A 24,115-nucleotide genomic window follows, 5' to 3' on the forward strand; every position below is an offset into this window, starting at 1 on the left:
GATCGTTTCTTATCTTGTTGATTTAAAAGGATAATATTGAAATGTGCAGGTGCGCTTGCTTACCTTTCCTTACCGTCGGCCGCTGCCGTGGCACGCCGCGCGGGGCGTCGGCCGGTCGCGGCCGCCTGGACGCCGTGCAAGATGGCGCAACAAAAGCTCACGTTTCTTTACAAATCAGCGGGCTAAATTACCAACCTGCTGTTTTGTAGTTGGGCTATAGTTTGTCGCGACAAGAACAAGGGGACAGCATTGAAGACGCCACCGCGCAGCACCGCCGACCGCCATGCCGGGGCCGCCCGCCGTCGCGGCGTGGCGGCGCTGGCGCTGCTCTCGCTGATGTGGACCGGCGCGTCCGCGCGGGCCGAGCCGCTGCAGGTGCTGCACTGGTGGACCTCGACCGGCGAGCGCCGCGCCGCCGACGTGCTGGTGGCGCGCCTGGCGCAGGAAGGCGTCGAATGGCGCGACGCGGGCATCGCGGGCGGCGCCGGCGTCGGCGCGGGCAAGGTGCTGAAGAGCCGCGTGCTGGCCGGCAATTCGCCGGAAGTCATGCAGCTGATCGGCTACACCCTGGGCGAGTGGAGCGACCTGGGCCTGCTGCTGCAGCTCGACAGCGTTGCCGCCAGCAACAACTGGCGCGCGACCATGTATCCGACCGTGTGGGGCCTGCTGCAGAACCGCGGCCATACGATGGGCGTGCCGGCCGGCATCCACCGCATCAATACGCTGTTTTACAACCGCAAGATTTTCCAGCGCCTGGGCCTGGCCGCGCCGCGCAGCTGGAGCGACTTCGAGCGCGTCGCCCGTCAACTGCGCCAGGCCGGCATCACGCCGCTGGCGCAAAGCAGCGAAGCGTGGCAGGTGGCCACCCTGTTCGAGACGCTGGTGCTGGCCGAATCGGGGCCCGCCTACTACCGCGCCCTGTTTGTCGAGAAGAAGGCCGAGGCGTACGCCGACCCCCGCCTGCGGCACGCCTTGCAGCGCTTGAGGTCGCTCAAGCAATGGATGGCGACGCCGCTGCGCGAACAGGGCTGGACCGAGATGGCGCGCCAGGTCGGTGATGGCGAGGCGGCCATGTACATCATGGGCGACTGGGCCAAGGGCGAACTCAATGCCTGGGGGCGTGCCACGGACGAGGTCTTCGGCTGCCTCGCCGCGCCCGACACGGGCGAATATCACCTGTACAGCATCGATACGCTGGCCATGTTCGCGTCCGACTACACGCACCAGGGCGCGCAGGAAAAGCTGGCGCAGGTGGTCGCGTCGCCAGCCGTGCAGCTCGAGTACAGCCAGGTGAAAGGCTCGATTCCCGCGCTGCGTCTGGCTGACCTGTCGCGTCTGGACAGTTGTGCGCGCGGGTCGGCGCAGGCGTTCGCGCGCGGCGCGGCCTTCCAGGCGCCCAGCCTCGTGCACCGCATGGCCACCGATGAAACCAGCAAAGACGCCATCATCGCCGAGGTGCACCGCTATTTCCTGAATGATACGATCAGCGCGGCCGACACCCAGCGCCGGATCGCCAGCATGTTGCAGGCGCTGAATAAAAAAGGACGAGACCATGTCGCGCAAAATCCTGGTCGTTGACGACGATCAAAAGACCCGCATGCTGCTGAAGGCCTACCTGGAGAAAAACCAGTACGAGGTGGGCCTGGCGCACGACGGCGCCGCCTTCCTGGCCGAATTCCATCGCCACGCCGACAGCCTGTCGCTGGTGATCCTCGACGTGATGCTGCCCGACACGGATGGCTTTGCCCTGTGCAAGGTGGTGCGCGCCCGCTCGAACGTGCCGATCATCATGCTGACGGCCAGTTCCGACGAGACAGACCGGGTGGTGGGGCTGGAGCTGGGGGCCGACGACTACATCGCCAAGCCCTACAGTCCGCGTGAATTGCTGGCGCGCATCAAGGCCATCCACCGCCGCACGGGCATCGACGCGGCGGCGCCGCCACGCTACTACCGCTTCGTCGGCTTTACGCTCGATACGCTGGAGCGCACGGTGACGGATGCCGATGGCGAGCCGCTGCAGCTGACGGGACTCGATTTCCAGCTGCTGCGCTATTTCGTCGAGCATCCGGGCGACATCCTCGACCGCAGCGTGCTGTGCGAACAGACGCGGGGGCGCGACGCGGGGCCGCTCGACCGCTCGCTCGACGTGCAGGTGAGCCGGCTGCGCCTGCGCCTGAAGGACGATGGCAAGCAGCCCATGCTGATCAAGACGGTGCGTGGCGCCGGCTATGTGTTTTCGGCCGACGTGAGCAGCGCGCATGCCTGAGCGGGGCGCGCAAGGGCTGCCGGGGCGTTTGCTGCCGCAATCGCTGCTGGGCCGCCTGTCCGTGGTGATGGTGGCCGGCGTGCTGGCCACGCAACTGGTGGGCAACCTGATCTGGGCCGCGCAGCTGCGCCGCGATTCGGCCGTGGAAGCGCGCATGGCCTCGCAGCACCTGGCCCGCAGCGCCAGCAGCACCATCCGTTTTTTCCTCAGCCTGCCCGCCAATTACCGGCCCATCCTGATCCAGCAATTCCGCGAGATGGGCGGCACGCGCTTCTTTGTCAACGTCAACCAGGGCCCGCTGGCCATCCGCGAGATCGCACCGCACGCGCTGGCCGACACGGTGGTGGCCACCGTGGGCGCGGCGCTGAAGGAGGATTTGCCGCAATTGGCCGGCTACCGCGTCGGTTTCGCCTGGCCGGCCGATCTGGTGGTGGCCGACAGCGGCGCGCGCATCGGCGACCTGCCGGAAAACTGGGTCCAGCATATCTTGCTGCTGAAACCGAATCCGGCCCCCGTGCTGGTGATCCAGGCCGAGCTGGAGCCGGGCAACTGGCTGTACCTGGCGGCGCTGATGCCGAATCCGTATTTCTTGCAAAGCAGCAACCCGTGGACCCTGGACCGCGTGCTGCTGCAAGCGCTGTCGCTGGCGGCCGTGCTGCTGTTGTCCATCCTCGTCGTGCGCTGGACCACGCGGCCGCTGGCGGCCCTGTCGGACGCGGCCGAGGCGTTTGGCCGCGGCGAGACGCCGCCGCCCCTGCCGCAGACGGGCAGCCGCGAGTTCGTGCAGACGGCGCGCGCCTTTGGTGCCATGCGCGAGCGTATCCAGCGCTACCTGGAAGACCGCGAACGCCTGTTCGTCTCGATTTCGCACGACTTGCGCACGCCCATCACGCGTTTGAAGCTGCGCACGGAACTGCTCGACGACGATGTGCAGCGCAATGAATTCCACGATGACCTTGACGAGCTGGACATGATGGTCAAGGGGGCGCTGCAGTGCGTGAAGGATAGCGACATCCATGAAAACGCCACCGCAGTGCGGCTCGACGCCTTGCTGCGGCGCATGGTGCGCGGCACCGAGCTGGCCGGCCACGACGTGCATTATGTGGACACGGGCCTGAGCGTGACGGCCAAGCCGCTGGCGCTCAAGCGCGCCATCGGCAACCTGCTCGACAATGCCTTGTTTTACGGCAAGACGGCCCACCTGTCCGCGTGCCGCGAAGGCGCGCATATCGTCATCCGCATCCGCGACGACGGCCCGGGCGTGCCGGAAGAGGCCTTCGCCAGCCTGTTCCAGCCGTATGTGCGCCTGGAGCACGGCCGCGAGCAGAATGCGCACGGCATGGGACTGGGACTCGGTATCGCGCGCAGCATCGTGCAGGCGCACGGTGGCGAGCTGAGCCTGGCCAACCATCGCGACGGCGGCCTGGAAGCGACCATCCGCCTGCCGGCCCAGTAGCCGGCGGCTGGCGTCAGGCCAGCAGTGCGCTGGGCACGCGCGGCGACGACATCAGGTCGCGGAAGGCGGCCCAGCGTGCTTCGCGCGTGGCGCCCTGGCGCTCGACATAGGCTTTCGCCATGTCCTGGCCCAGGTTGTAGTTGATGACGTACGCGCCCATGGCATCATAGAATTGAAGGCGCTGCGCCGATTTCTCGGCCGGATACAGGCGCACGTTGACCAGCCATTCCAGCGCTTCCTCGCGCGTGATGCCGCCTTCGAGGTACTGGCGCGCGATGTCGTTGTCGGCGTAGCTGAGTTTGGCCAGCAAGACATTGAGTTGCGCATAGCGGGGCGCCAGCGCCGGGTCCAGACCGGCCAGCGGATACAGCACTTGCTGTTCGAAGTCCAGCCGTTCTGCCTCTGTAAAGCTCAGTTCGATGCCGTAATTGGCCGTGCCTTCGGCGATCAATGATTGCGGCGAGTACAGCGGGTAGATGCAGTATTCGATCCAGCCCTTGCCGCGCACCAGGTCGCGCTCGAGCAGCACGTTGTAGACGTGGTGGCCCGGATACGCTTCATGGCAGCCGAGGTCGACGGCGCGATCGATATACACGGGCAAGTCCGTATTGATCTGGATCACACTCTGGTAGTTGCCCTTGTACCAGTTGTAGCCGCTCCACGGCTTGTCGGTGACGAATTCCAATATAAAATCTTCGCCGTCGGGCAGGGCGATGTACTGCAGGGTGCGCTCGCGGCCCATGCGGATGGCCGCGTCCATGACGGCGCGCAGCTTGTCGGCGGGAATGACGAGTTGCGCGCGCAAGGCGTTGACCCTGTCGCTCACCATGCCATCGCCAGGCAGCAGGGCCTCGATCTGCGCCACCAGTTCTGCGTAATATGCGCGGCTGTGGTGGGGCGAGACGGCATCGTACAGGCGCGCGCTTTGCGTATCGAAATCCAGGCGTGCGCCTTGCAGCATGTCCGCCTTGGCCAGCACGGCCTGCAACTGCTTGCTCAGGTTAAGGGCGCGCAGGCAAGGTTCGTCGGCCAGCAGGGCCAGCGCCTTGTCAGTCGCGGCTTTGATGTCGCTCAAACTCAATTGCTGTTCTACCGCTTCCTGTTGCCATGCGGGCGGGCCGTAATAGGCGTCCACATACGACGCATCGTGCTGGCCCATGGCCAGAACCAGCTTGACGTAGCGTTCGGCCACGTGGGCAAGGGGAGGGGAGTTGCTATCGTTATTCGTCATGGCGGCAGAGTTTTTCGCGGTTGGGCAGCGCTTATTGTATAGCGCAATGGCATGCGCGTGAGGCGTGTACGCGCCACATCATTTCTCTACAGTAACTGGGGAAACGCATCTTGATATACATCAGTAATCCCGGCATTCGGCACCTGCGTCATGCGGTTTCGCCGCAAGATGGCGTGGACTTCTTTTTTATGCAACCACGTGATTTTTTCCTTGATATTTCTTCGTTTATGGACGAATATGATGGTCGAGATCCGGCACTATCTGACATCATCGGGCAGGGATTTATATACGGAATGGCTGAAACGCCAGCGCGATACCACGGCCAGGGTGGCCATAGCCCGGCGCGTGCTGCGTATGATTCCCGGCAATTTTGGCGACCACAAGTTCTGCCACGATGGCGTGTGGGAATTGCGCATCGACGTGGGGCCCGGCTACCGCGTGTATTACGCCATTGCCGGGGAACAGATCATTTTATTGCTGTGCGGCGGCGACAAGCGTACCCAATCGAAAGATATCGAGTACGCCTGTGCCTGCTGGCACGACTGGAAGGAGAGAGGACATGAAAGAGGAACTAAGCAAACCACCGAGAGACCGCTCGCATGACGAAGCGATGGCCGAACTGTACCGCGACGACCCCGCTCTCGCCCTTGAACTGATCAACCATATCCTCATCGATGGCGAGCATGGCGAACTGCTGGCCGTGCTGCGCCAGCTGACACGCGCCTTTGGCGGCGTGCCCGCCGTGGCGCAGGCGGCCAAGCTCAATCCCACCCAGTTGTACCGTACCCTGTCGCCCGATGGCAATCCGTCCTTGAGCACCTTGACGGCCATCCTCGATGCCATGGGCTTGCGCCTGGCCGTGGAACCCAGGCAACCGTTTCCAGCACCGGCGGCCTGAGTCCACTGGCCGCTTAAAACTCCACGGGCCGCGCCTCGCGCATGGCTTGCGTCATGGCCAGGCCGATGCGCGTCGCTTCCGTCGCGTCGTGCAAGGTCAATGACAGGGTGCGCCGGCCCAGCGCCGCATCCGTGAATTCCTGCGCCTCGATCAGGAAGGCGTCGGCGAAGCGGGCGTAGAAGTCCGGCGTGCACTCGTTGCGCACGCCGTGCGCATCCGAGATTTCCACCCTGTTCAGGCGCGGATTGCTGCCCACGGCCAGGCGGCCGCCCGTGCCGAACAGTTCCGTCAGGGTTTCATGGCCATGCGCCATGGTGCGCGAGGCCATGAAGCTGGCCATGCTGCCATCGGCAAACTCGACCGTCGCCAGGCCGTTGTCGACGTCGCCGAAGGCCTGCAAGCCCGTGTGGATGGCGTTGGTGCCGCTCGCATACACGCGCCTGGGCACAGGATTGCCCAGCAGCCAGCGCGCCAGGTCGATATCGTGCACGCTGCAATCGAGGAAGATGCCGCCGCTGGTGGGGGCGAAGCGCATGAAGGCGCCGCTGGGGTCGTTCTGGTCGCAGGTTTGCGAGCGCACCAGATACGGCTTGCCGATGACACCTTGGGCGATCTTTTGCTGCGCGTCATGGTAGCTGGCGTCGAAACGCCGCACGAAACCGATCATGACGGTCAATTGCGGGTGGCGCGCCGCTTCCGCTTCCACCTTCAGGCAGTCGGCCAGGTCCAGCGATAGCGGTTTTTCGCAAAACACGTGCTTGCCGGCGCGCAAGGCGGCGATGATCTGGTCCGCATGCAGCGAGGTGGGCGTGACGAGGAAGACGGCGTCCAGGCCCGGATGGGCCAGCAGGGCCTCGTAGTCGGCATAGCCGGTGGTGATGCCGAGCTGGCTGGCGGCCCAGTCCAGCTCGGCCGGCACGGGGCTGCAGGCGGCCACCACGTCGGCGTTGGGCACGCGCTGCGCCAGGTTGATGGCGTGGCGCTGGCCCAGCCGGCCCAGGCCGACGATGCCGACTTTTAATGTTGGGGATGACATGGTGTCTCCAAATAGCTTTATTATTGGTTTATACAGTGACCACGCGCTGTTCGCGCCACGACAGCGTCGCCGCCTCGGCCAGTTCCAGGGCCTTCAAGCCGTCGTGAACGGTGGTGCGCAGCGGCGTGCCATGCGTGAGCGCGTCGAAGAAGTGCGCCATTTCCTGCGCGTAGGCGACGCGGTAGCGTTCCAGGAAAAAATCTTCCGGGCGATCCACGCTGACGTTCACGGCACCGTAAGCCGTCACTTCGGTCGGCTTGTGGTTGCCCGCCTGCAGCATGCCCTTGCTGCCCAGCACTTCAAAACGCTGGTCATAGCCATACGCGGCGCGGCGCGTGGCGTTGATCTGGCACAAACGTCCCTTCGCCGTGCGGATGGTGACGACGGCCGTATCGAGGTCGCCCGCCGCGCCGATGGCCGGGTCGACCAGGCAGCTGCCCGTGGCGTGCACGCTGACGGCTTCATCGTCGAGTATCCAGCGGAAGATGTCGAAGTCGTGGATCAGCATATCCTTGAAGATGCCGCCCGACACCTTGATGTAGCTCACGGGGGGCGGACCCGGATCGCGGCTGGTCACAATGAGCAATTCCGGCGTGCCGATTTCGCCCGCCTCGACCCGTGCCTTCAGGAAGGCGAAGGTAGGGTCATAGCGGCGCTGGAAGCCCAGCATGCACAGCACGCCCGCTTCCTGGACGGCGGCGGCGCAGGCGCGTGCCCGGTCGAGGGTCAGATCGACGGGTTTTTCGCAAAAGATGGCCTTGCCGGCGGCGGCCGAGCGCAGGATCAGGTCCGCGTGCGTGTCCGTGCTCGAGGCGATGACGACAGCCTTGATGGCCGGATCGGCCAGCGCCGTTTCCACCGAGGCGCTGCTGCCGCCATGCAGGCTGGCCAGCGCGGCGGCCGCTTCCTGGTTGACGTCGACCACGTACTTGAATTGCACGCCGGGGTGAAAGGCCAGGTTGGCCGCGTGGATTTTGCCGATGCGTCCGGCGCCGAATAACGCTACTTCAATCATCATGTTCTCCTGGGGTGTGGATTTCTTCGATGTCGAGCTCTAATTTGTATGCCAGCGCGATGAACAGCGCCTGGCACAGGCAGATGGTGCTGGTCAGCGAGCGGAAGGCGAAGGCGCTGCCCTCGGTGACGGTGAGCAGCGCGTCGGCGGCCCGCGCGAGCGGGGCCAGCTTGCTGTCGGTAATCACCAGGACCTTGGCACCCTTGTCTTGCGCCGCCTTGATGCACTGCTGGGTTTCCTTGCCGTAAGGCGAGAAACTGATGGCGATCGCCACATCGCGTTCGCGCACGCTGCGCATCTGTTCGCGGTGCATGCCGCCCAGTCCGCTGATCAGGTGCACGCGCTTGTCCGTATGCTCGAGCGCGTAGGCGATGTAGGAGGCGATCGGAAACGACCGGCGCACGCCGATCACATAGATATTGTCCGCTTTCAGCAGCAGGTTGACGGCTGCCTCCAGCTGGGCGTCGTCGAGGCCGGCCGCCAGGTCGTCGAGGCCGGCACGGCTGGCGCCGACGAATTCGCGCGTCAGGTCGCCCGCGCTGAGGGCGGCGTCGCGCGTGGAAATGAGCTTGCGGATGCGCTGCTGGTAGTCGGGCGTGGCGCCGGCCTGGTCCGTGTATGCCTGGCGGAACACGTCCTGCATTTCGGAAAAGCCCGTGTAGCCGAAGCGCTGCGCGAAGCGCACGATGGCCGACGGCTGCACGTCGCAGGCGGCGGCGATGTCGCTGATGCGTTCGAGCATCAAACTGGCGCGGTGCTTTTCGATGTATTGGGCGATGACTTTCAGCTGGCGCGACAGATTGTCGTATTCGGCGGCAATGTGCTGCATCAGCTGTTCGATGGGGGCGGTGGCTGCCATGGTTTCTTTCCTTGGTGTACTTGCTGGGCCGCGATGCTGTATCAAGTTGCGCTACGGCTGGTTCTGGCGAGAATTATAGGAGGGAATCTTGAAAATAGAAACGAATTTCTATTTAAATTTAATTTGAAAATTTTATTGCATTTGTCTTTTTTGTGGCCTAAGCTGTGCGCAGTGCATCGGTTCGTGTGCCGCAAGGCCAGGCCGGTGACACCCTTCATAAAAGCTCGCAACTATAAAAATTAATCCGTCTAGGAGACATTCATGCATAGCAATAAAAGCAAGGGTTTGATGAAGTGCCTGGCCATCGCCAGCCTGGGCCTGAGCCTGGGTTTGAGCACGGGCGCCAGCCATGCTGCCGGTGAGAAATTCGTCATGGTCAGCCATGCGCCGGACTCCGATTCCTGGTGGAACACCATCAAGAACGCCATCAAGCAAGCCGGCGAAGACTTCAACGTGTCCGTCGACTACCGCAATCCGCCGAATGGCGACCTGGCCGACATGGCGCGCCTGATCGAACAATCGGCCGCGCGCAATTACGATGGCTTGATCGCCGATATCGCCGACTTCAGCGTGCTGCAAAAACCGCTGGGTACGGTTGTGGCCAAGAAAATCATGCTCGTGACCATCAATTCGGGCACCATCGCGCAAAGCGAACAGTTGAAAGCCATCATGCACGTGGGCCAGCCCGAGTATGACGCGGGCCTGGGCGCCGGCAAGCGCGCCAAGGAAGCGGGCATCAAATCGTTCGTGTGCGTGAATCACTATGCGATGAATGCGTCCTCGTTCGAACGCTGCCGCGGTTTTGCCGATGCGCTCGGCGTCGATTTCAAATCGTCCACGCTCGACACCAATGGCGTCGATCCTGGCGTGATCGAAAGCAAGGTCAGCGCCTATCTGCGCAGCAATCCGAAGACCCAGGCCGTGCTGGCGCTGGGACCGGATTCGGCACCGGCCGCCATGCGCGCCGTCGAGAAGCTGGGGCTGAAAGGCAAGATGTACTTCGCCAGCTTCGATTTGTCGGAAGAAATCGCCAAGGGCATCAAGGATGGCAGCATCCAGTTCGCCATCGACCAGCAGCCTTACCTGCAAGGCTACATTCCCGTTGCCGTGATGGCCATCATGAAACAGCAAAAAATCACTGACCTGGCCAAGGTCAAGGAAATCCTGATCGCCAATCCGAAATACCAGGCGCGCCTGGCCGAATACGGCCTGACGCCCATCTATGGCCCGCGCCACATCAGCTCCGGCCCCGGCTTCGTGACCAAGGAAAACATCGCCAAGGTCGAAAAATACGCCGGCCAATACCGCTAATCCACACAGTCGCCACCGGGAGTTGCCCAGCGCCGCACCGCCTCCCGCGGGCGGCGCATGGGAGGAACACGCCTGGCGCCAGCGATGCTGGCAGGAAAGTAATCGGAATTGGTAACAAGTATCACTGAAAGGACTTTGTATGACTGCGCTCAAATCCAGCCTGGCTAGCCCCGGCAAGTATCCTCCTCCGCCTCCCGGCGCCTCCAGCAAGCCAGTTGCCGCCGCCGACGAGCGCGTGGGCACGACCAGCTGGGTCAAACGGTTTTTTGGCCGCCCCGAGTTCGCCTCGATTTCCGGCGCGGTGCTCGTGTTTGCCTTCTTTGTCATCACGGCCGGCGATTCCGGCATGTTCAACCTCGATGGCGTCGTCAACTGGATGCAAGTGGCGTCCTACCTGGGCATCATCGCCATCGGCGCCTGCCTGTTGATGATCGCCGGTGAATTCGACCTGTCGATCGGCTCCATGATCGGCTTTGCCGGCATGATGATCGCCATCCCGACGATTTACTTCCACTGGCCATTGTGGGCCGCCATTCTCTTCGCCTTCGCCGGTTCCATGGCGCTGGGCTGGCTCAACGGCTACATCGTCATCAAGACGCGCTTGCCGTCGTTCATCGTCACCCTGGCATTCCTGTTCATCCTGCGTGGCCTGACCCTGGCCCTGTCGATCATGTTCGCCAACCGCACCATCGTCAGCGGCGTGGGCGACCTGGCGGCGCAGGACTGGCTGGCCAGCCTGTTGTTCCACGGCAATGTGGCCACGGGCCTGTTCCAGTGGCTGGGCGCGCATGGCTGGATCGCCGTGCTCGACGACGGCTCGCCGCTGGTGAAAGGCGTGCCGAAAGTCATCGCCTGGTGGCTGGTGCTGGCCGCCGGCGCCGCCTTCGTCTTGTCGCGTACCCGCTTCGGCAACTGGATGTTTGCCGTCGGCGGCGACGCCAACGCGGCCAAGAATGTGGGCGTGCCGGTACGCAAGGTGAAAATTTCCCTGTTCGTCTTCACGGCCTTCTGCGCCTGCCTGTTTGCCACCTTGCAAGTATGCGACGTGGGTTCGGCCGCCGCTGACCGCGGCATGCAAAAGGAATTCGAAGCCATCATCGCGGCCGTCATCGGCGGCGCCTTGCTGACGGGCGGCTACGGTTCCGTCGTCGGCGCCTGCTTCGGCGCGCTGATCTTCGGCGTCGTGCAGATCGGCATCACTTATACCAACATCAATTCGGACTGGTTCCGCGTCTTCCTCGGCGTGATGCTGCTGATCGCGGTACTGTTCAATAACTTTGTACGCTCACGCGTCACGGAAGCGAGGTAAATCATGAGCGAGCATATTCTTGCCCTGGAAAATGTCAGCAAGCGTTTCGGCTCCGTGCTGGCGCTGCAAAACATCACCATGCGCTTGCGCGAGGGGGAGGTTCATTGTTTGCTGGGCGACAACGGCGCCGGCAAGTCGACGTTGATCAAGACCCTGGCCGGCGTGCACAAGCCCACCGATGGCCAATACCTGGTCGATGGCAAGCCCGTCGTCTTCAATTCGCCCAGCGAAGCGCTGGACATGGGCGTGGCCACCGTCTACCAGGATCTGGCGCTGGTGCCGCTGCTGTCCGTGGCGCGCAATTTCTTCATGGGCCGCGAGCCGATGAAAAAGCTGCTGGGCCTGGTGCCCGTGATGGATATCGACTATGCGGCCGACACGGCGCGCGACAAGCTGGCCGAGATGGGCATCATGGTGCGCGACCCGCACCAGGCCATCGGCACCATGTCGGGCGGCGAAAAGCAGTGCCTGGCCATCGCCCGCGCCATCCACTTCGGTGCCCGCGTGCTGATCCTCGACGAACCGACGGCCGCCCTGGGCGTCAAGCAATCGTTCAATGTGCTGAAACTGATCTACAAGGCGCGCGAGCGGGGTATTTCCGTGATCTTTATTACGCATAATGTGCACCATGCGTATCCGGTCGGCGACTCGTTCACATTGTTGAACCGGGGCAAGTCGCTGGGCACCTTCACCAAGGATACGGTGAGCAAGGAGGCCTTGCTGGACATGATGGCGGGCGGCGCGGAAATGCAAACGCTGATGAGTGAACTCGACGGTGTCACGATTTAAGGATAACCATGAATAATTCCACACAATTTGCCCAGGGCCGCGCGCTCGACGTGATCTGCCTGGGCCGCCTAGCCGTGGACCTGTACGCGCAGCAGATCGGCAGCACCCTGGAAGATGTCACCAGTTTCGCCAAATACCTGGGCGGCTCGTCGGCCAATATCGCCTTCGGCACGGCTCGCCTGGGCTTGAAGTCGGCCATGCTGTCGAAGGTGGGCGACGACCACATGGGCCGTTTCTTGACGGATACTTTGGCGCGGGAGGGCTGCGACGTCAGCCACGTCGGCATCGACCGCGACCGGTTGACGGCGCTCGTGATGTTGGGCATCAAGGACAAGAACACCTTCCCGCTGATCTTTTACCGTGAAAATTGCGCCGACATGGCCATCGAAGCGTCCAGCGTCGACGCCGCCTTTATCGCTTCCAGCAAGGCGCTCTTGATCACCGGCACGCACTTTTCCACGGCCGCCATGCACGCCGTCAGCACCCAGGCATTGAAACTGGCCCGCGCCCATAACGTGCGCACCGTGCTCGACATCGATTACCGGCCCGTGCTGTGGGGCTTGTCGGGCAAGGCCGACGGCGAAACGCGTTTCGTCTCGAACGACGGCGTCACCCGCCACTTGCAGGCGATCTTGCCGCAGTTCGACCTGATCGTCGGCACGGAAGATGAATTCATGATCGCCGGCGGCGGTGCCGACATCATGGCGTCCCTGCGCGCCGTGCGGGCCGCCACCCTGGCCACCCTGGTCGTCAAGCGGGGCCCGCTGGGCAGCGCCGTCATCGACAGCGTAGTACCGGCCAGTTTGGATGACGCGTATAACTACCGTGGCGTGCGCGTGGAAGTGTTGAACGTGCTGGGCGCGGGCGACGCCTTCCTGTCCGGCTTTTTAAAGGGCTGGCTGCGCGGCGAGGATTACGAAGCGTGCTGCCGCTATGCGAACGGCTGCGGCGCCCTCGTCGTGTCGCGCCACGGCTGCGCCCCGGCCATGCCGTCGCCCGTCGAGCTCGACTATTTCCTGGCCAATGCGGCCAAGCTGACGCAGCCGGACCAGGATGCGACCTTGTCGCGCCTGCACCGCACGACGGTGGCGCGCAAACAGTGGAATGAACTGTGCGTGTTCGCCTTCGATCACCGCACGCAGTTTTTTGAGCTGGCGCAACAAACGGGCGCATCCGAATCGCGTATCGCAGCCTTGAAGCAATTGATGGTGCAAGCCGTGGCGCAAACGGAAACGGCCTTGCAGCTGGCCGGCACGACGGGCGTGCTGATCGATGGCCGCTATGGCGTTGACGCACTCAACGATGCGACGGGGCGCGGCTGGTGGATAGGCCGTCCCGTGGAATTGCCGGGCTCCAACCCGCTACAATTCGACTGGGGCCGCTCCATCGGCTCCCACCTGCTCAGCTGGCCGAAGGAACACGTGATCAAGTGCCTGGTGCAGCTGCACCCGGACGATGCCGTGGAAAACCGGCTGGAACAGGAAGCGCAGATCAAGGCCCTGTACGACGCGGCGCAAGTGAGCGGTCACGAACTGTTGCTCGAAGTCATACCGTCGGAAGCCTTGCCGCACAGCGACGATACCGTCTTGCGCGCCGTCAAGCGCCTGTACAACCTAGGCATTTACCCGGAATGGTGGAAGCTGGAAAGCATGTCAGCTGCGCAATGGCAAGCCATCGATGCCCTCGTGCACGAGCGCGATCCGTATTGCCGTGGCGTCGTCCTGCTCGGTTTGAACGCGCCGATCGACAAACTGGCCGCCAGCTTCGAGCAGGCCAGTGCCAGCAGCACCTGCAAGGGTTTCATGGTGGGCCGCACCATCTTCCAGGAACCGAGCCGCCGCTGGCTGGCCGGAGAGCTTGACGACGCGGGCCTGATCGCCGCCGTGCGCGCCAACTTCGAGCAGCTGATCAGTTTGTGGCAGCGCACGCGCCAGCACCTGGAGCGTGCGGCATGACCACCACCACGATCCGCCTGACCATGGCGCAGGCCTTGATCCGCTACCTGTCCGTGCTGCGCACCGAGGACGGCCAGCCCCTGTTCGGCGGCGCCTTCGCCATCTTTGGCCACGGCAACGTGGCGGGCCTGGGCGAGGCGCTGTACCAGTATCGGGATGCCTTTCCCACCTACCGCGCCCATAACGAGCAGGCGATGGCGCACTCGGCCATCGCCTATGCGAAAGCCCACATGCGCTGGCGCATGATGGCCGTCACCAGTTCCATCGGCCCCGGCGCCACCAACCTGCTGACGGCCGCCGCGCTGGCGCACGTGAATCGCCTGCCGGTCTTGCTCCTGCCCGGCGACGTGTTTGTCTCGCGCGCACCCGATCCCGTCTTGCAGCAGCTGGAAGATGGAAGCGATGGCAGCGTCTCGGTCAACGATGCCTTCAAACCGCTGTCGCGCTATTTCGACCGCATCGTGTATCCGGAGCAATTGCTGACGGCCTTGCCAAGGGCGATTGCCGCCTTGACGGACGCGGCCGCCTGCGGTCCCGTCACCTTGTCCCTGCCGCAAGACGTGCAGACGATGGCATATGACTATCCGGCCGACTTTTTCGAACCGAGAGTCGTGCGTTTCCGCGCCGTACCGCCCGTCGAGCAGGAGCTGGAAGAGGCGGCGTTGCTGTTGAAAAATGCGAAACAGCCGCTGATCGTGGCCGGTGGCGGGGTATTGTACGGCCAGGCCGGCGCCGCCCTGCGGGCGTTTGCCGAACGGCACGGCATTCCCGTGGCGGAAACCCAGGCGGGCAAGAGCAGCTTGCCGTGGGACCACCCGCTGCAACTGGGCGCCATCGGCGTCACCGGTTCGCCCGCCGCGAACGCGCTGGCGGCGCAGGCCGACGTCGTGCTGGCCGTCGGCACGCGCCTGCAGGATTTCACGACGGGGTCGAATTCCCTGTTTGCGCAGGCGCAACTGCTCAGCCTGAACGTCAACGCTTTCGATGCGCTGAAACGCCGCGGCCTGGGCCTGCAGGCGGACGCGACCTTGGGCTTGCAGGGCCTGTCGCAAAGGCTGGCGCACTGGAATAGCGCCGGCCAGTGGCTGGACCGCGCGCAGCAGGCAGGCAAGGCCTGGCGAGACACGGTGCTGGCGATCACGGGAAAACGCGAGGTCGCCGGCTTGCCGTACGACGGCGAAGTCATCGGCGCCGTGCAGCGCTCTTCACCGGACTCCACCACCCGCGACATCGTCGTCTGCGCGGCCGGTACCTTGCCGGCCGAACTGCATAAACTGTGGCGAACATCGACGCCGGGCGGCTACCACATGGAATACGGCTATTCGTGCATGGGCTATGAAATCGCCGGCGGCCTCGGCGTCAAGATGGCCAAGCCGGACTCGGAAGTCATCGTCATGGTGGGCGACGGCAGCTATCTGATGATGAATTCGGAAATCGCCACCTCCGTCATGCTCGATAAAAAACTCATCATCGTCGTGCTCGACAACCGGGGCTACGGCTGCATCAACCGCCTGCAGCAGGCCTGCGGCAATGCCTCGTTCAACAATATGTTGCCCGATAGCGCACCGGCCATCGACTTCGCCCTGCATGCGCAATCCTTGGGCGCCTTGAGCGAGCACGTGGCCAGTATCGCAGAACTGGAGCAAGCGATGCTGCGCGCCCGGGGAGCTTCCCGCACGTATCTGATCTGCATCAATACGGACGCCACGCGCACGACGCAAGAGGGTGGTTGCTGGTGGGAAGTGGCCGTACCCGAGGTTTCCACGCAAGCCGGCGTGCAAGCTGCGCGTGCCCGTTATGAAAACGATCGCCTGAAACAAAGGAATTGAAATGACTACCTGGAATGTCAAGATCGGCATCAACCCGATCTCGTGGATGAACGACGATTTGCCGAGCCTGGGCGGCGAAACGCCCCTGGAAACGGCCCTGAAGGAAGGCGCCGAGATCGGCTACGTGGGTTTTGAACTGGGCAACAAGTTTCCGAAAGATGCCCCGTCCCTGAACGCCGTGCTGGGCAAATATGGCCTGGCATGCGTCTCGGGCTGGTATTCGGGCCGCCTGGCGCACCGCTCGGTGGAAGAAGAGATCGCCTCCGTCGGCCCGCATTTGCGCCTGCTGGCCGACAGCGGCGCCACCGTCATGGTCTACGGCGAAGTGGCCGACGCCATCCAGGGCGAAGCGCGTCCCCTGTATAAACGCCCGCGTTTCCAGTCCGTCCAGCAATGGCAGGACTACGCCGATAAACTCACGGCGTTTGCCAAGCATTTGCTCGACAACGGTGTGCGCCTGGCCTACCACCACCACATGGGCGCCTACGTGGAAACACCGGCTGATGTGGATCAATTGATGGCCCTGACGGGGCCGGAAGTGGGCTTGTTGTTTGATACGGGTCATATCACCTTTGCCGGCGGCGACGCGCTGGCGGTTTTAAATAAGCATATCGATCGCATCTGCCACGTGCATTGCAAGGACGTGCGTCCCAACGTCGTGAAACTGGCCCGCAATGGCCACTGGAGTTTTTTGCAGGCCGTCATCAATGGCGCCTTCAGCGTACCGGGCGACGGCTGCATTGACTTTCCGGCCATCTTGACGCGGCTGTACCTGCACGGCTATGCGGGCTGGCTGGTGGTGGAAGCGGAGCAGGACCCGGCCGTCGCCCCCAGCTACGCATACGCGAAGATGGGCCACGATTACCTGGCGCAATTGGTCGAGGCCATCCCTCGCCTGGGCCGGGAGGCGGCATGAGCCCGCTGTTAGTCAAAGCAGGCAAGGCCGGCGGCAAGATTGTGGAAGTCACGCCGGCATCGGCCGGCTGGACGCACGTGGGCTTTGCCGCGCACAGGTTGCAGGCCGGCGAGGGCTTGACGCTGGAGACGGGCAGCCGCGAGCTGTGCCTCGTCGTGCTGACGGGCACGGTCACGGTGCAGGCGGGCGAGCAAACCTGGGAAGCCATCGGCAAGCGCGCCAGCGTCTTCGAGGACGTCTCGCCGTATGCCGTGTATGTGCCGCTGGGAACCACGGTCAGCATCACGGCCGTGAGCGCCGCCGAGGTCGCCCTGTGCAGCGCGCCGGCCACCCACCAGCGCCCGGCGCGCCTGATCGAACCGGCCAGCATGACGCGCTCCGTGCGCGGCCAGGGCGCCAACACGCGCTATGTGTGCGACATCCTGCCGCAGACGGCAGAAGCGGACGGCTTGCTGGTGGTGGAAGTCGTCACGCCGTCCGGCCATTCCTCGAGCTATCCGCCGCACAAGCACGACAGCGACAATGTGCCGCTGGAAAGTTCTTTGGAAGAAACGTATTACCATCGGCTCAATCCCGAACAGGGCTTTGCCTACCAGCGCGTCTACACGGATGACCGTTCCATCGATGAAGCCATGGCCGTGGAAAACCACGACGTGGTGATGGTGCCCAGGGGCTACCACCCCGTCACCGTGCCGTATGGCTATGACGGCTATTACCTGAACGTGATGGCCGGCCCGAAACGCGTGTGGCACTTTAAAAACGACCCGGCCCATGAGTGGCTGATGCATACCAAATAATCAAGGAATCCGCTATGACAACGCAACAGATCGGCCACTTTATTGGTGGCAACCCGATGGCTTCGCGCTCCGAGCGCACGAGCGACGTGTTCAATCCCGCCACGGGCGAGGTGACCGCCAAGGTGGCCCTGGCCACTTCCGCCGAGCTGAACGCGGCCGTGGCCGCCGCCCACGCGGCCTTTCCCGCCTGGTCGCAAACCTCGCCATTGCGCCGCGCCCGTGTCATGTTCAAATTCAAGGAATTGCTGGAGCAAAACGCCGACAGGCTGGCCGAGCTGATCACGCGTGAACACGGCAAAGTGTTTACGGATGCGAAAGGGGAAGTCACGCGCGGCATCGAAGTGGTGGAATTTGCCTGCGGCATCCCGCAACTGATGAAGGGAGAGTATTCGGAACAGGTGGCCGGCGGCATCGACGCCTGGTCCATCCGCCAGGCGCTCGGCGTCTGCGTCGGCATCACGCCGTTCAACTTTCCCGTGATGGTGCCGATGTGGATGTTCCCGATGGCCATTGCCTGCGGCAATACGTTTGTGTTGAAACCGTCGGAGCGCGACCCGTCGGCCAGCCTGCTGCTGGCGCAGCTGCTGACGGACGCGGGCTTGCCCGACGGCGTCTTCAACGTCGTGCAGGGAGACAAGGAAGCCGTCGACGGCCTGCTGCACCACCCGGACGTGCGCGCCGTCAGCTTCGTCGGTTCCACGCCGATTGCCGAGTATATCTATGCGACGGGCTGCGCCCAGGGCAAGCGCGTGCAGGCGCTCGGTGGCGCGAAAAACCACATGGTGGTCATGCCCGACGCGGATATTCCCCAGACGGTGGACGCGCTGATGGGCGCCGCGTTTGGCTCGGCCGGCGAGCGCTGCATGGCCATTTCCGTCGTCGTGGCGGTCGGCAATGTCGCGGATCAATTGGTGGAAGCCCTGGTGCCCCGTATCGCGGCGTTAAAGATCACGCAAGGCATGGATCTGTCGGCCGAGATGGGCCCCGTGGTGACGCAGGTACATAAAGACAAGATTGCCGGCTATATCGCGCAAGGTGTGGAAGAGGGCGCCAAGCTCATCTGCGACGGGCGCGGCTTTGTCTTGCCCGGCTACGAGCAGGGCTTTTTCCTTGGCGGCAGCCTGTTCGACCACGTCACGCCCGAGATGACGATTTATAAAGAGGAAATCTTCGGCCCCGTGCTGTGCATCGTGCGCGTGCCCGATTTTGCCACCGCGCTGGACCTGGTCAATGCGCATGAGTATGGCAATGGCACGGCGATCTACACGCGCGACGGCAACACGGCGCGCGAATACACGCACCGGGTGCAGGTCGGCATGGTGGGCGTGAACGTGCCGATCCCCGTGCCGATGGCCTTCCACAGCTTCGGCGGCTGGAAGCGCAGCCTGTTCGGTGACCACCATGCGCACGGCCCGGAAGCGGTGCGCTTCTACACGAAACAGAAGGCGGTGACGCAGCGCTGGCCGGCCTCGACGGCGGCCGGGGCCGAGTTTGCCATGCCGACCTTGAAGTAAGCCTATCTGGTTCGTTTCTTGCTTGCTGCAATGGTTAACTATTTAGCCATTGCAGATCGCTCCCATGACGTCCAGCCGTACCCAGCCTTTGCGCATCGTTGTCGTCAACACCATTGTCGAGCACGGCGTGCACGAGAATGCGGCCTTGGCGGCCCAAGTGCAGCGCGGCAATGCCTTGCGCATCGGCTTGCTGGAATCGGGCTACGACATCGTCGCCTCGCTTCCAGCCGACCTCTACCTCCCTGAGCGCATCGCCCAGTTGCAGCCTGACCTCATCATCATTGATGCCGAGTCGGACGCGCGCGACGTGCTCGAACACATCGTCATCGCCACGCGCGACGAGCGCCGCCCCATCGTACTATTCACCGAAGACGGCGCCACGGCCAGCATCGACGCGGCCATGGCGGCCGGCGTCTCCGCCTATATCGTCGCCGGCCTGCAGGCCGAGCGCATTCAAGCCGTGCTGAACGTGGCGCTGGCGCGCTTTCGCCAGGAAGAAAAACTCCGGGCCGAATTGCACGAGTCGCGCCATAAATTGCTGGAGCGCAAGGTGATCGAGCGGGCCAAGGGCTTGTTGATGACGCATCAGGGCTTGACGGAAGAGCAGGCTTACCAGCGGCTGCGCAGCATGGCGATGAATAAAAAGCTGAAACTGGCGGAAATTGCCCAGCGCATCCTCGACGTGGAGGACTTGCTGGGATGAGTCGATGTGGTGCAATGCACCATATCAGTGCGTACTTGCCTGTCAGTCAGTAGCTGGCACGCAAGATCAGCGCCGCGCTGCGTGGTTCTCCATAGAAATTGCCATTACTGGAGCGGCCCATGGTGCGGTAATAGGTCTTGTCGAAGACATTGTTGATATTGACGCTGGCGCTCCAGTGGCGGTCGATGCGGTATTGCGCCATGGCATTCCAGACGGCATAGCTTGCCTGTGTATAGTTGAATGGCACAGCAGGACCGTTGAACTTGCCTGTGGCCACATTCCAGCTGGCAGCCGTGCCTTGCGCGTATTGCTTGCTCTGCATGGTTGCACCGGCACCGAGTTTCCAGGCGGAAGCCGCCCCCGGCAATTGCCAGCTGCCCCACAGCTTGAGCGCATGCTTGGGCGTGATCGTGCTGAAAACGGCCTTGTCCGTTTCATTGCTGTTGTGGTTGTAGGTATAGCCGCCGGACAATTGCACGCCAGCGGCCACTTCACCGTTGACTTCCATTTCCATGCCCTGGCTGACGACCTTGCCGGAAGCCAGGTAGCAGCAATTGCTGGAAAATAGGGCGGACTGTTCTTCATAGCGGGGATCGTTGACGGCCCGGCCATCCTGCACGATGCGGTACAGGGCCAGTGCCGTATTGAGCTTGCCGCCCAACAGTTCTCCTTTCAGGCCCAGTTCGCTATTTGCGCCGCGCATGGGGCGCAATCCCGTGCCCGGCGCGGGGCCAGCCTTGAAGTCGGCTTGTGGCTTGAATATTTGCGCGTGGCTGGCATAGGCCGACCACTCGTGATTGATATCGTGCACGAAGCCGATGAAGGGGGTGATCTTGGTCGGTTCCGCGTATTGCGTCAAGCCTGACGTGTCCCAGACGCCCGTATCCGTATCGAGTTCGCGATAGTGCTGGCGGTAGCGGTAGCGGTTGACCCGCGCGCCTACGATCAGCTTGCTGCCTTCGGCCACGTCCAGGCGTAAGGTGGCGTAGGCGCCATACTGGGTCTGGCCCCAGGGATCGTAGTCGCGTTCAACGGGACCATACACCGGTTTGGGAAAGGGGGTGTTGCCTGGGTGGAATAAATCTCCCGGCGCGCCGTTACCATCCAGCGGATAGCTGGCCACCCAGCTACTGCTGACTTTCTGGCCATCGATGCCGGCCAATACTTCATGCGTACGGCCGAACCAGTCGAAGGCGCCGCTGACGTTGATATCGAGCAGTTGTTGCTTGTTATGGTATTGCGTGTGGCCGCTTTGCCAGCGGCCGCCCGTCAAGGTTTGCGGATCGATGGCGCCCTGGATGAAACCGTCGTCCGTTGCGCCGGCCTGGCGCATCAGCGCAGCATTCGCGCGCAGGGTCCAGCGCTGTGCCAGGCGCCAGGTCAGCTTGGCAAACAGTTCTTTCGAGGTGGAATCGACGCCGGCCCAGTCGGCCATGGCGCCCGTGTTGCGGGGCAAGTGCAGTTCGGCGCCCGTACTATAGCGGGGCAAGCCCGGCCAGGTTCCCTTGTCATGCGTGCGCTGTTCGCGAGCGCCGATGGCCAGCATGGCACCGGGTGCGATATCGGCTTCCAGTACACCATAGATGAGCGGCTTTTCCGTCGCGCGGATGGCCGTGAAGTATTTGCGGTTTTCATAGGCGACGACGACGCGTCCTCGCAACTTGCCGTCGAACGCCAGCGGGCCGGAAGCATCGAAGTCGCTGCGGTAATTGTTCCAGCTGCCGGCCGATACGCTGGCATTGAACTGCGGCGCGGCAGTAGGCATCTTGCGCACGAGATTGACTGCGCCACCTGGATTGCCCGTGCCGTTCAGCAAACCTGCCGCGCCGCGCAGGATTTCCACACGATCATATTCCGCCAGGTCGGCCGCGATGCTGGCGGAAAAGCCCGTATCCATGGGTGCCCCCCCATCGAGCTGGTAGCTACTGATTTCAAAGCCACGTGCATACAGCTTTTGTATCAGGAAAGTATTGTCCTGTACGGTGATGCCGACGGCTTGTTCGGCTGCCTTGCTCAAGTCGCTGATATTCTGGTCGTCGAGGCGCTGGCGCGTCAGCACGGAGACTGTTTGCGGGTGTTCGCGCAAGGATTGGGCCGTCTTGCCTATGGTAATGACCGGCGTGGTATACGAAGCCGTGCCTTCTGTTTCGCCGTCGCGTCGGCCCGTCACGCGGATTTCACGCATGCTGATTTCCGTCGCCTGCGGCGCAGCCGCAGCCTTGCGCAACACATAATTGCCGTCGCCGCGTTGCTCCGCTTCCCAGCCGCTACCTTGCAGCAATTGCGCATAAGCCTGGTCGACTGTGTAGTTGCCGCGCAAGCCCGGCGAGCTCAGGCCTGACAGTTGCGAGGCATCGAAGGCGATGGCGACACCGGCCGCGCTGGCATAGCGGCTGATGGTGGCGCCCAGTGGCCCGGCGGGAATGTCGACGTTGCGGGCGGTGCTGCTGGCGTCAGCAGACGCGACGGCTGGCGTGAGTAGTGGCGCGGTGGCCAGCATGGCCAGCAGGACGGTGCGTACAGCGTGTGCGACGGCGGTGCGGCGCGCGATAATTGGTGCGGCGATCATGGAATTCCTTCAGGGTTAACGCGTCTTTCAGGACGCTTGCAGAAAGGAGGTCGGATCAGCGGCAAAAAAAGTGCACGCTTTGGGAATATATTTTTCAGGCGGGCAGCACGCGTACCCAGAAACGCGTGTGCATCACGATGTGCAGCGGGAAGCCGTTGGCCAGCACTTGCAGGGCGCGGTCGCTATCTGCCAGCGGGAAGTTGCCCGATATGCGCAGGTCGGCCACGCGCGGATCGCATTGCAGCACGCCCCGACGATAGCGTCCCAGTTCAGCCAGCAAGCGAGACAGCGGCATGTTGTCAACCAATAGACTGCCGTCCTGCCACGCGCCTGCGCCGAATGCGGCCGGCGCGGGGCCTTGCATGGCGCCGTCGGCGCCGATGCGCAATTGCTGGTCCGCTTGCACCAGCATGGGGCGCTGCTGTCCGCTGCGCACTTCCACGGCCTTTTCCAGTACGGTGACCAGCGTGCCTGCATGATCGCTGCGCACGAGGAAGCGCGTACCCAGCGCGCGGATGCGGCCATGTGGCGTATCTACCAGGAAAGGCCGGGCGCCATAGCCGATGGCCAGGTGGGGATCGGCGACCGTGCCGATGTAAATTTCACCCCTGCGCAGCAGCAGGCGGCGCTGCGCCTCGCCATAGGCCAGGTCCACGGCGCTATCCGTATCGAGCACGAGGCGCGAGCCGTCGGGCAAGATCAGGCGCCGCTGTTCGCCCGTTGCCGTGGATATGTCGGCCAGCATGGCCAGCCGCCATTCCCGCGCGGCGGGCTGGCGCCAGCCATGCCACGCGAGGCCGCTGGCACCCAGCACGGCCAGGGTGCCGCGCAGCACGCCGCGGCGCGATACCTGCGCAAGCCCGGTTTGCGCCGCAGCCTGCAAGGCTGGCGCGGCCAAGGCGCCGGGCACGCTGCCCAGTTGCCGTTGCATCGCTTCGATGCGTTGCCAGGCGGCGCCGTGGGCGGGATGTGCGTTGTGCCAGTGCTGCCAGCGCAACCGGTCTTCCGGCGTGACGTGGCCCGAGCACAGGCGCGCATACCAGGCGGAGGCCGCGCGCAGTGCGCGCAATTCCATGCGGGACAGGGCGCCCGCGCTCATGGTTCGCGCGCCGCTTGCAGCAGGCATACCTGCAGCACGGCCTTCGCCATGTAGTTGTTCACGCTGCGCAGGCTGATACCGAGCTCCTGCGCAATGCGGGCATAGCTGAGGCCCTCGAATTGCGACAGGATGAAGACTTGCTTGACTTTCGCGCCCAGGCCGTCGAGCAGCGCGTCGATCTCGTGCAGTGTTTCCAGCACGATGGCGCGCGCCTCGCACGACAGTTCCTGTGCTTGCGGCCATTGCGCCAAGGTTTCCAGGTAAGCCTGTTCCAGCGCACGGCGGCGGTAATGATCGACCACGACTCTACCGGCGATGGTCGCCAGGTAACTGCGCGGTTCGCGGATGGCTTCCGCATTGCGGTCGACCAGCAGGCGCACGAAGGTGTCGTGCGCCAGGTCGGCGACATCGCCCATATTGCCCAGGCGCGTGCGCAGCCAGCCTTTCAGCCAGCCGAGGTGTGCGCGGTAGAGCGTGCCGACAGGGTGGGTGGAAAGGGGGAGCGGGGCGGGCATGGGGCGTGACGGTCGTGAACGGAAAGGTCTTAAATCTAAATGGGAATT

21 protein-coding genes are annotated in these 24,115 nt (G+C 63.5%); 14 read left to right on the forward strand and 7 right to left on the reverse strand.

Translation table 11 applies throughout. From position 1 onward, the window contains the following. The first annotated feature begins 249 nt into the window (after positions 1-249). From AC3RCJ_RS12585 to AC3RCJ_RS12595, 3 genes are read left to right on the forward strand one after another with little or no spacing between them, the layout of a single operon-like run. Positions 250-1,578, forward strand: coding sequence for an ABC transporter substrate-binding protein (locus AC3RCJ_RS12585; RefSeq protein ID WP_492964087.1), 1,329 nt, complete (start codon positions 250-252; stop codon positions 1,576-1,578). Beyond that, complete coding sequence (locus tag AC3RCJ_RS12590) at positions 1,553-2,266, forward strand: response regulator (RefSeq protein WP_492964086.1); 714 nt, start codon at positions 1,553-1,555, stop codon at positions 2,264-2,266. Before AC3RCJ_RS12585 ends, AC3RCJ_RS12590 begins: the two co-directional genes overlap by 26 nt. Beyond that, positions 2,259-3,722 (forward strand): ATP-binding protein, encoded by a 1,464-nt coding sequence (locus AC3RCJ_RS12595; RefSeq protein ID WP_492964085.1) that lies wholly within the window; start codon positions 2,259-2,261, stop codon positions 3,720-3,722. Before AC3RCJ_RS12590 ends, AC3RCJ_RS12595 begins: the two co-directional genes overlap by 8 nt. A gap of 13 nt (positions 3,723-3,735) precedes the next feature. Here the strand turns inward: AC3RCJ_RS12595 and AC3RCJ_RS12600 are convergent, their stop codons facing one another. Next, entirely contained in the window at positions 3,736-4,953 is a 1,218-nt protein-coding gene (locus tag AC3RCJ_RS12600; protein ID WP_492964084.1) for a hypothetical protein, read from the reverse strand. A gap of 237 nt (positions 4,954-5,190) precedes the next feature. Here AC3RCJ_RS12600 and AC3RCJ_RS12605 point away from each other — a divergent pair, with 237 nt between their 5' ends. Both AC3RCJ_RS12605 and AC3RCJ_RS12610 read left to right on the forward strand, forming a co-directional pair. Then, positions 5,191-5,556, forward strand: coding sequence for a type II toxin-antitoxin system RelE/ParE family toxin (locus AC3RCJ_RS12605; protein ID WP_492964083.1), 366 nt, complete (start codon positions 5,191-5,193; stop codon positions 5,554-5,556). Next, entirely contained in the window at positions 5,513-5,851 is a 339-nt protein-coding gene (locus AC3RCJ_RS12610) for a helix-turn-helix domain-containing transcriptional regulator (protein WP_492964082.1), read from the forward strand. The genes AC3RCJ_RS12605 and AC3RCJ_RS12610 overlap by 44 nt, the downstream gene beginning before the upstream one ends. Positions 5,852-5,864: 13 nt before the next feature. Here AC3RCJ_RS12610 and AC3RCJ_RS12615 read toward each other — a convergent pair whose 3' ends face one another. Genes AC3RCJ_RS12615 through AC3RCJ_RS12625 form a run of 3 tightly spaced genes read right to left on the reverse strand, consistent with a single transcriptional unit; the run spans position 5,865 to position 8,761 of the window. Next, positions 5,865-6,887, reverse strand: coding sequence for a Gfo/Idh/MocA family oxidoreductase (locus tag AC3RCJ_RS12615; protein WP_492964081.1), 1,023 nt, complete (start codon positions 6,885-6,887; stop codon positions 5,865-5,867). A 28-nt stretch (positions 6,888-6,915) separates the two neighbouring features. Further along, positions 6,916-7,902, reverse strand: a complete 987-nt coding sequence (gene iolG, locus AC3RCJ_RS12620; RefSeq protein WP_492964121.1) for an inositol 2-dehydrogenase — start codon at positions 7,900-7,902, stop codon at positions 6,916-6,918. Beyond that, positions 7,895-8,761 (reverse strand): MurR/RpiR family transcriptional regulator, encoded by an 867-nt coding sequence (locus AC3RCJ_RS12625; RefSeq protein ID WP_353657677.1) that lies wholly within the window; start codon positions 8,759-8,761, stop codon positions 7,895-7,897. Before AC3RCJ_RS12625 ends, iolG begins: the two co-directional genes overlap by 8 nt. A 261-nt stretch (positions 8,762-9,022) precedes the next feature. On the opposite strand from AC3RCJ_RS12625, the gene AC3RCJ_RS12630 reads away from it, so the two are divergent. From AC3RCJ_RS12630 to AC3RCJ_RS12670, 9 genes are all read left to right on the forward strand, one after another. Further along, positions 9,023-10,072 (forward strand): sugar ABC transporter substrate-binding protein, encoded by a 1,050-nt coding sequence (locus AC3RCJ_RS12630; RefSeq protein ID WP_070311795.1) that lies wholly within the window; start codon positions 9,023-9,025, stop codon positions 10,070-10,072. A 139-nt stretch (positions 10,073-10,211) separates the two neighbouring features. After that, positions 10,212-11,381 carry an ABC transporter permease gene (locus tag AC3RCJ_RS12635; protein WP_475416882.1) on the forward strand — a complete coding sequence of 390 codons (1,170 nt, stop codon included), beginning with the start codon at positions 10,212-10,214 and terminating at the stop codon, positions 11,379-11,381. A 3-nt stretch (positions 11,382-11,384) separates the two neighbouring features. Then, positions 11,385-12,170, forward strand: coding sequence for an ATP-binding cassette domain-containing protein (locus AC3RCJ_RS12640; RefSeq protein WP_492964080.1), 786 nt, complete (start codon positions 11,385-11,387; stop codon positions 12,168-12,170). Positions 12,171-12,178: 8 nt separating this feature from the next. Beyond that, the gene (locus tag AC3RCJ_RS12645; protein WP_492965641.1) at positions 12,179-14,125 is read left to right on the forward strand and encodes a bifunctional 5-dehydro-2-deoxygluconokinase/5-dehydro-2-deoxyphosphogluconate aldolase; all 1,947 of its coding nucleotides are present in this window, start codon (positions 12,179-12,181) and stop codon (positions 14,123-14,125) included. Then, positions 14,122-15,954 (forward strand): 3D-(3,5/4)-trihydroxycyclohexane-1,2-dione acylhydrolase (decyclizing), encoded by a 1,833-nt coding sequence (iolD, locus tag AC3RCJ_RS12650; protein ID WP_492965643.1) that lies wholly within the window; start codon positions 14,122-14,124, stop codon positions 15,952-15,954. Before AC3RCJ_RS12645 ends, iolD begins: the two co-directional genes overlap by 4 nt. A 1-nt stretch (position 15,955) precedes the next feature. Next, entirely contained in the window at positions 15,956-16,870 is a 915-nt protein-coding gene (gene iolE, locus AC3RCJ_RS12655) for a myo-inosose-2 dehydratase (RefSeq protein ID WP_492958606.1), read from the forward strand. Continuing rightward, complete coding sequence (gene iolB / locus AC3RCJ_RS12660; RefSeq protein ID WP_492958608.1) at positions 16,867-17,667, forward strand: 5-deoxy-glucuronate isomerase; 801 nt, start codon at positions 16,867-16,869, stop codon at positions 17,665-17,667. The genes iolE and iolB overlap by 4 nt, the downstream gene beginning before the upstream one ends. Positions 17,668-17,681: 14 nt before the next feature. Then, positions 17,682-19,181, forward strand: coding sequence for a CoA-acylating methylmalonate-semialdehyde dehydrogenase (locus AC3RCJ_RS12665; protein WP_492965645.1), 1,500 nt, complete (start codon positions 17,682-17,684; stop codon positions 19,179-19,181). 64 nt (positions 19,182-19,245) lie between these two features. Continuing rightward, positions 19,246-19,884: an ANTAR domain-containing response regulator gene (locus AC3RCJ_RS12670; RefSeq protein WP_492958612.1), complete on the forward strand. Its 639-nt coding sequence runs from the start codon at positions 19,246-19,248 to the stop codon at positions 19,882-19,884. 46 nt (positions 19,885-19,930) lie between these two features. Here the strand turns inward: AC3RCJ_RS12670 and AC3RCJ_RS12675 are convergent, their stop codons facing one another. The 3 genes from AC3RCJ_RS12675 to AC3RCJ_RS12685 all read right to left on the reverse strand — a co-directional run bounded on the left by AC3RCJ_RS12675 (position 19,931) and on the right by AC3RCJ_RS12685 (position 24,067). Next, on the reverse strand, positions 19,931-22,453 hold the full coding sequence (locus AC3RCJ_RS12675) for a TonB-dependent siderophore receptor (protein WP_492958614.1): 2,523 nt from the start codon (positions 22,451-22,453) through the stop codon (positions 19,931-19,933). 94 nt (positions 22,454-22,547) lie between these two features. Next, a complete protein-coding gene (locus AC3RCJ_RS12680) occupies positions 22,548-23,552 on the reverse strand; it encodes a FecR domain-containing protein (protein WP_492958616.1) in 1,005 nt (334 codons plus the stop codon). Then, positions 23,549-24,067: a sigma-70 family RNA polymerase sigma factor gene (locus tag AC3RCJ_RS12685; RefSeq protein ID WP_492958618.1), complete on the reverse strand. Its 519-nt coding sequence runs from the start codon at positions 24,065-24,067 to the stop codon at positions 23,549-23,551. The genes AC3RCJ_RS12680 and AC3RCJ_RS12685 overlap by 4 nt, the downstream gene beginning before the upstream one ends. Between the last annotated feature and the right edge of the window lie 48 nt (positions 24,068-24,115).

This window comes from Janthinobacterium sp. GW822-FHT07H11 (genome assembly GCF_058798615.1).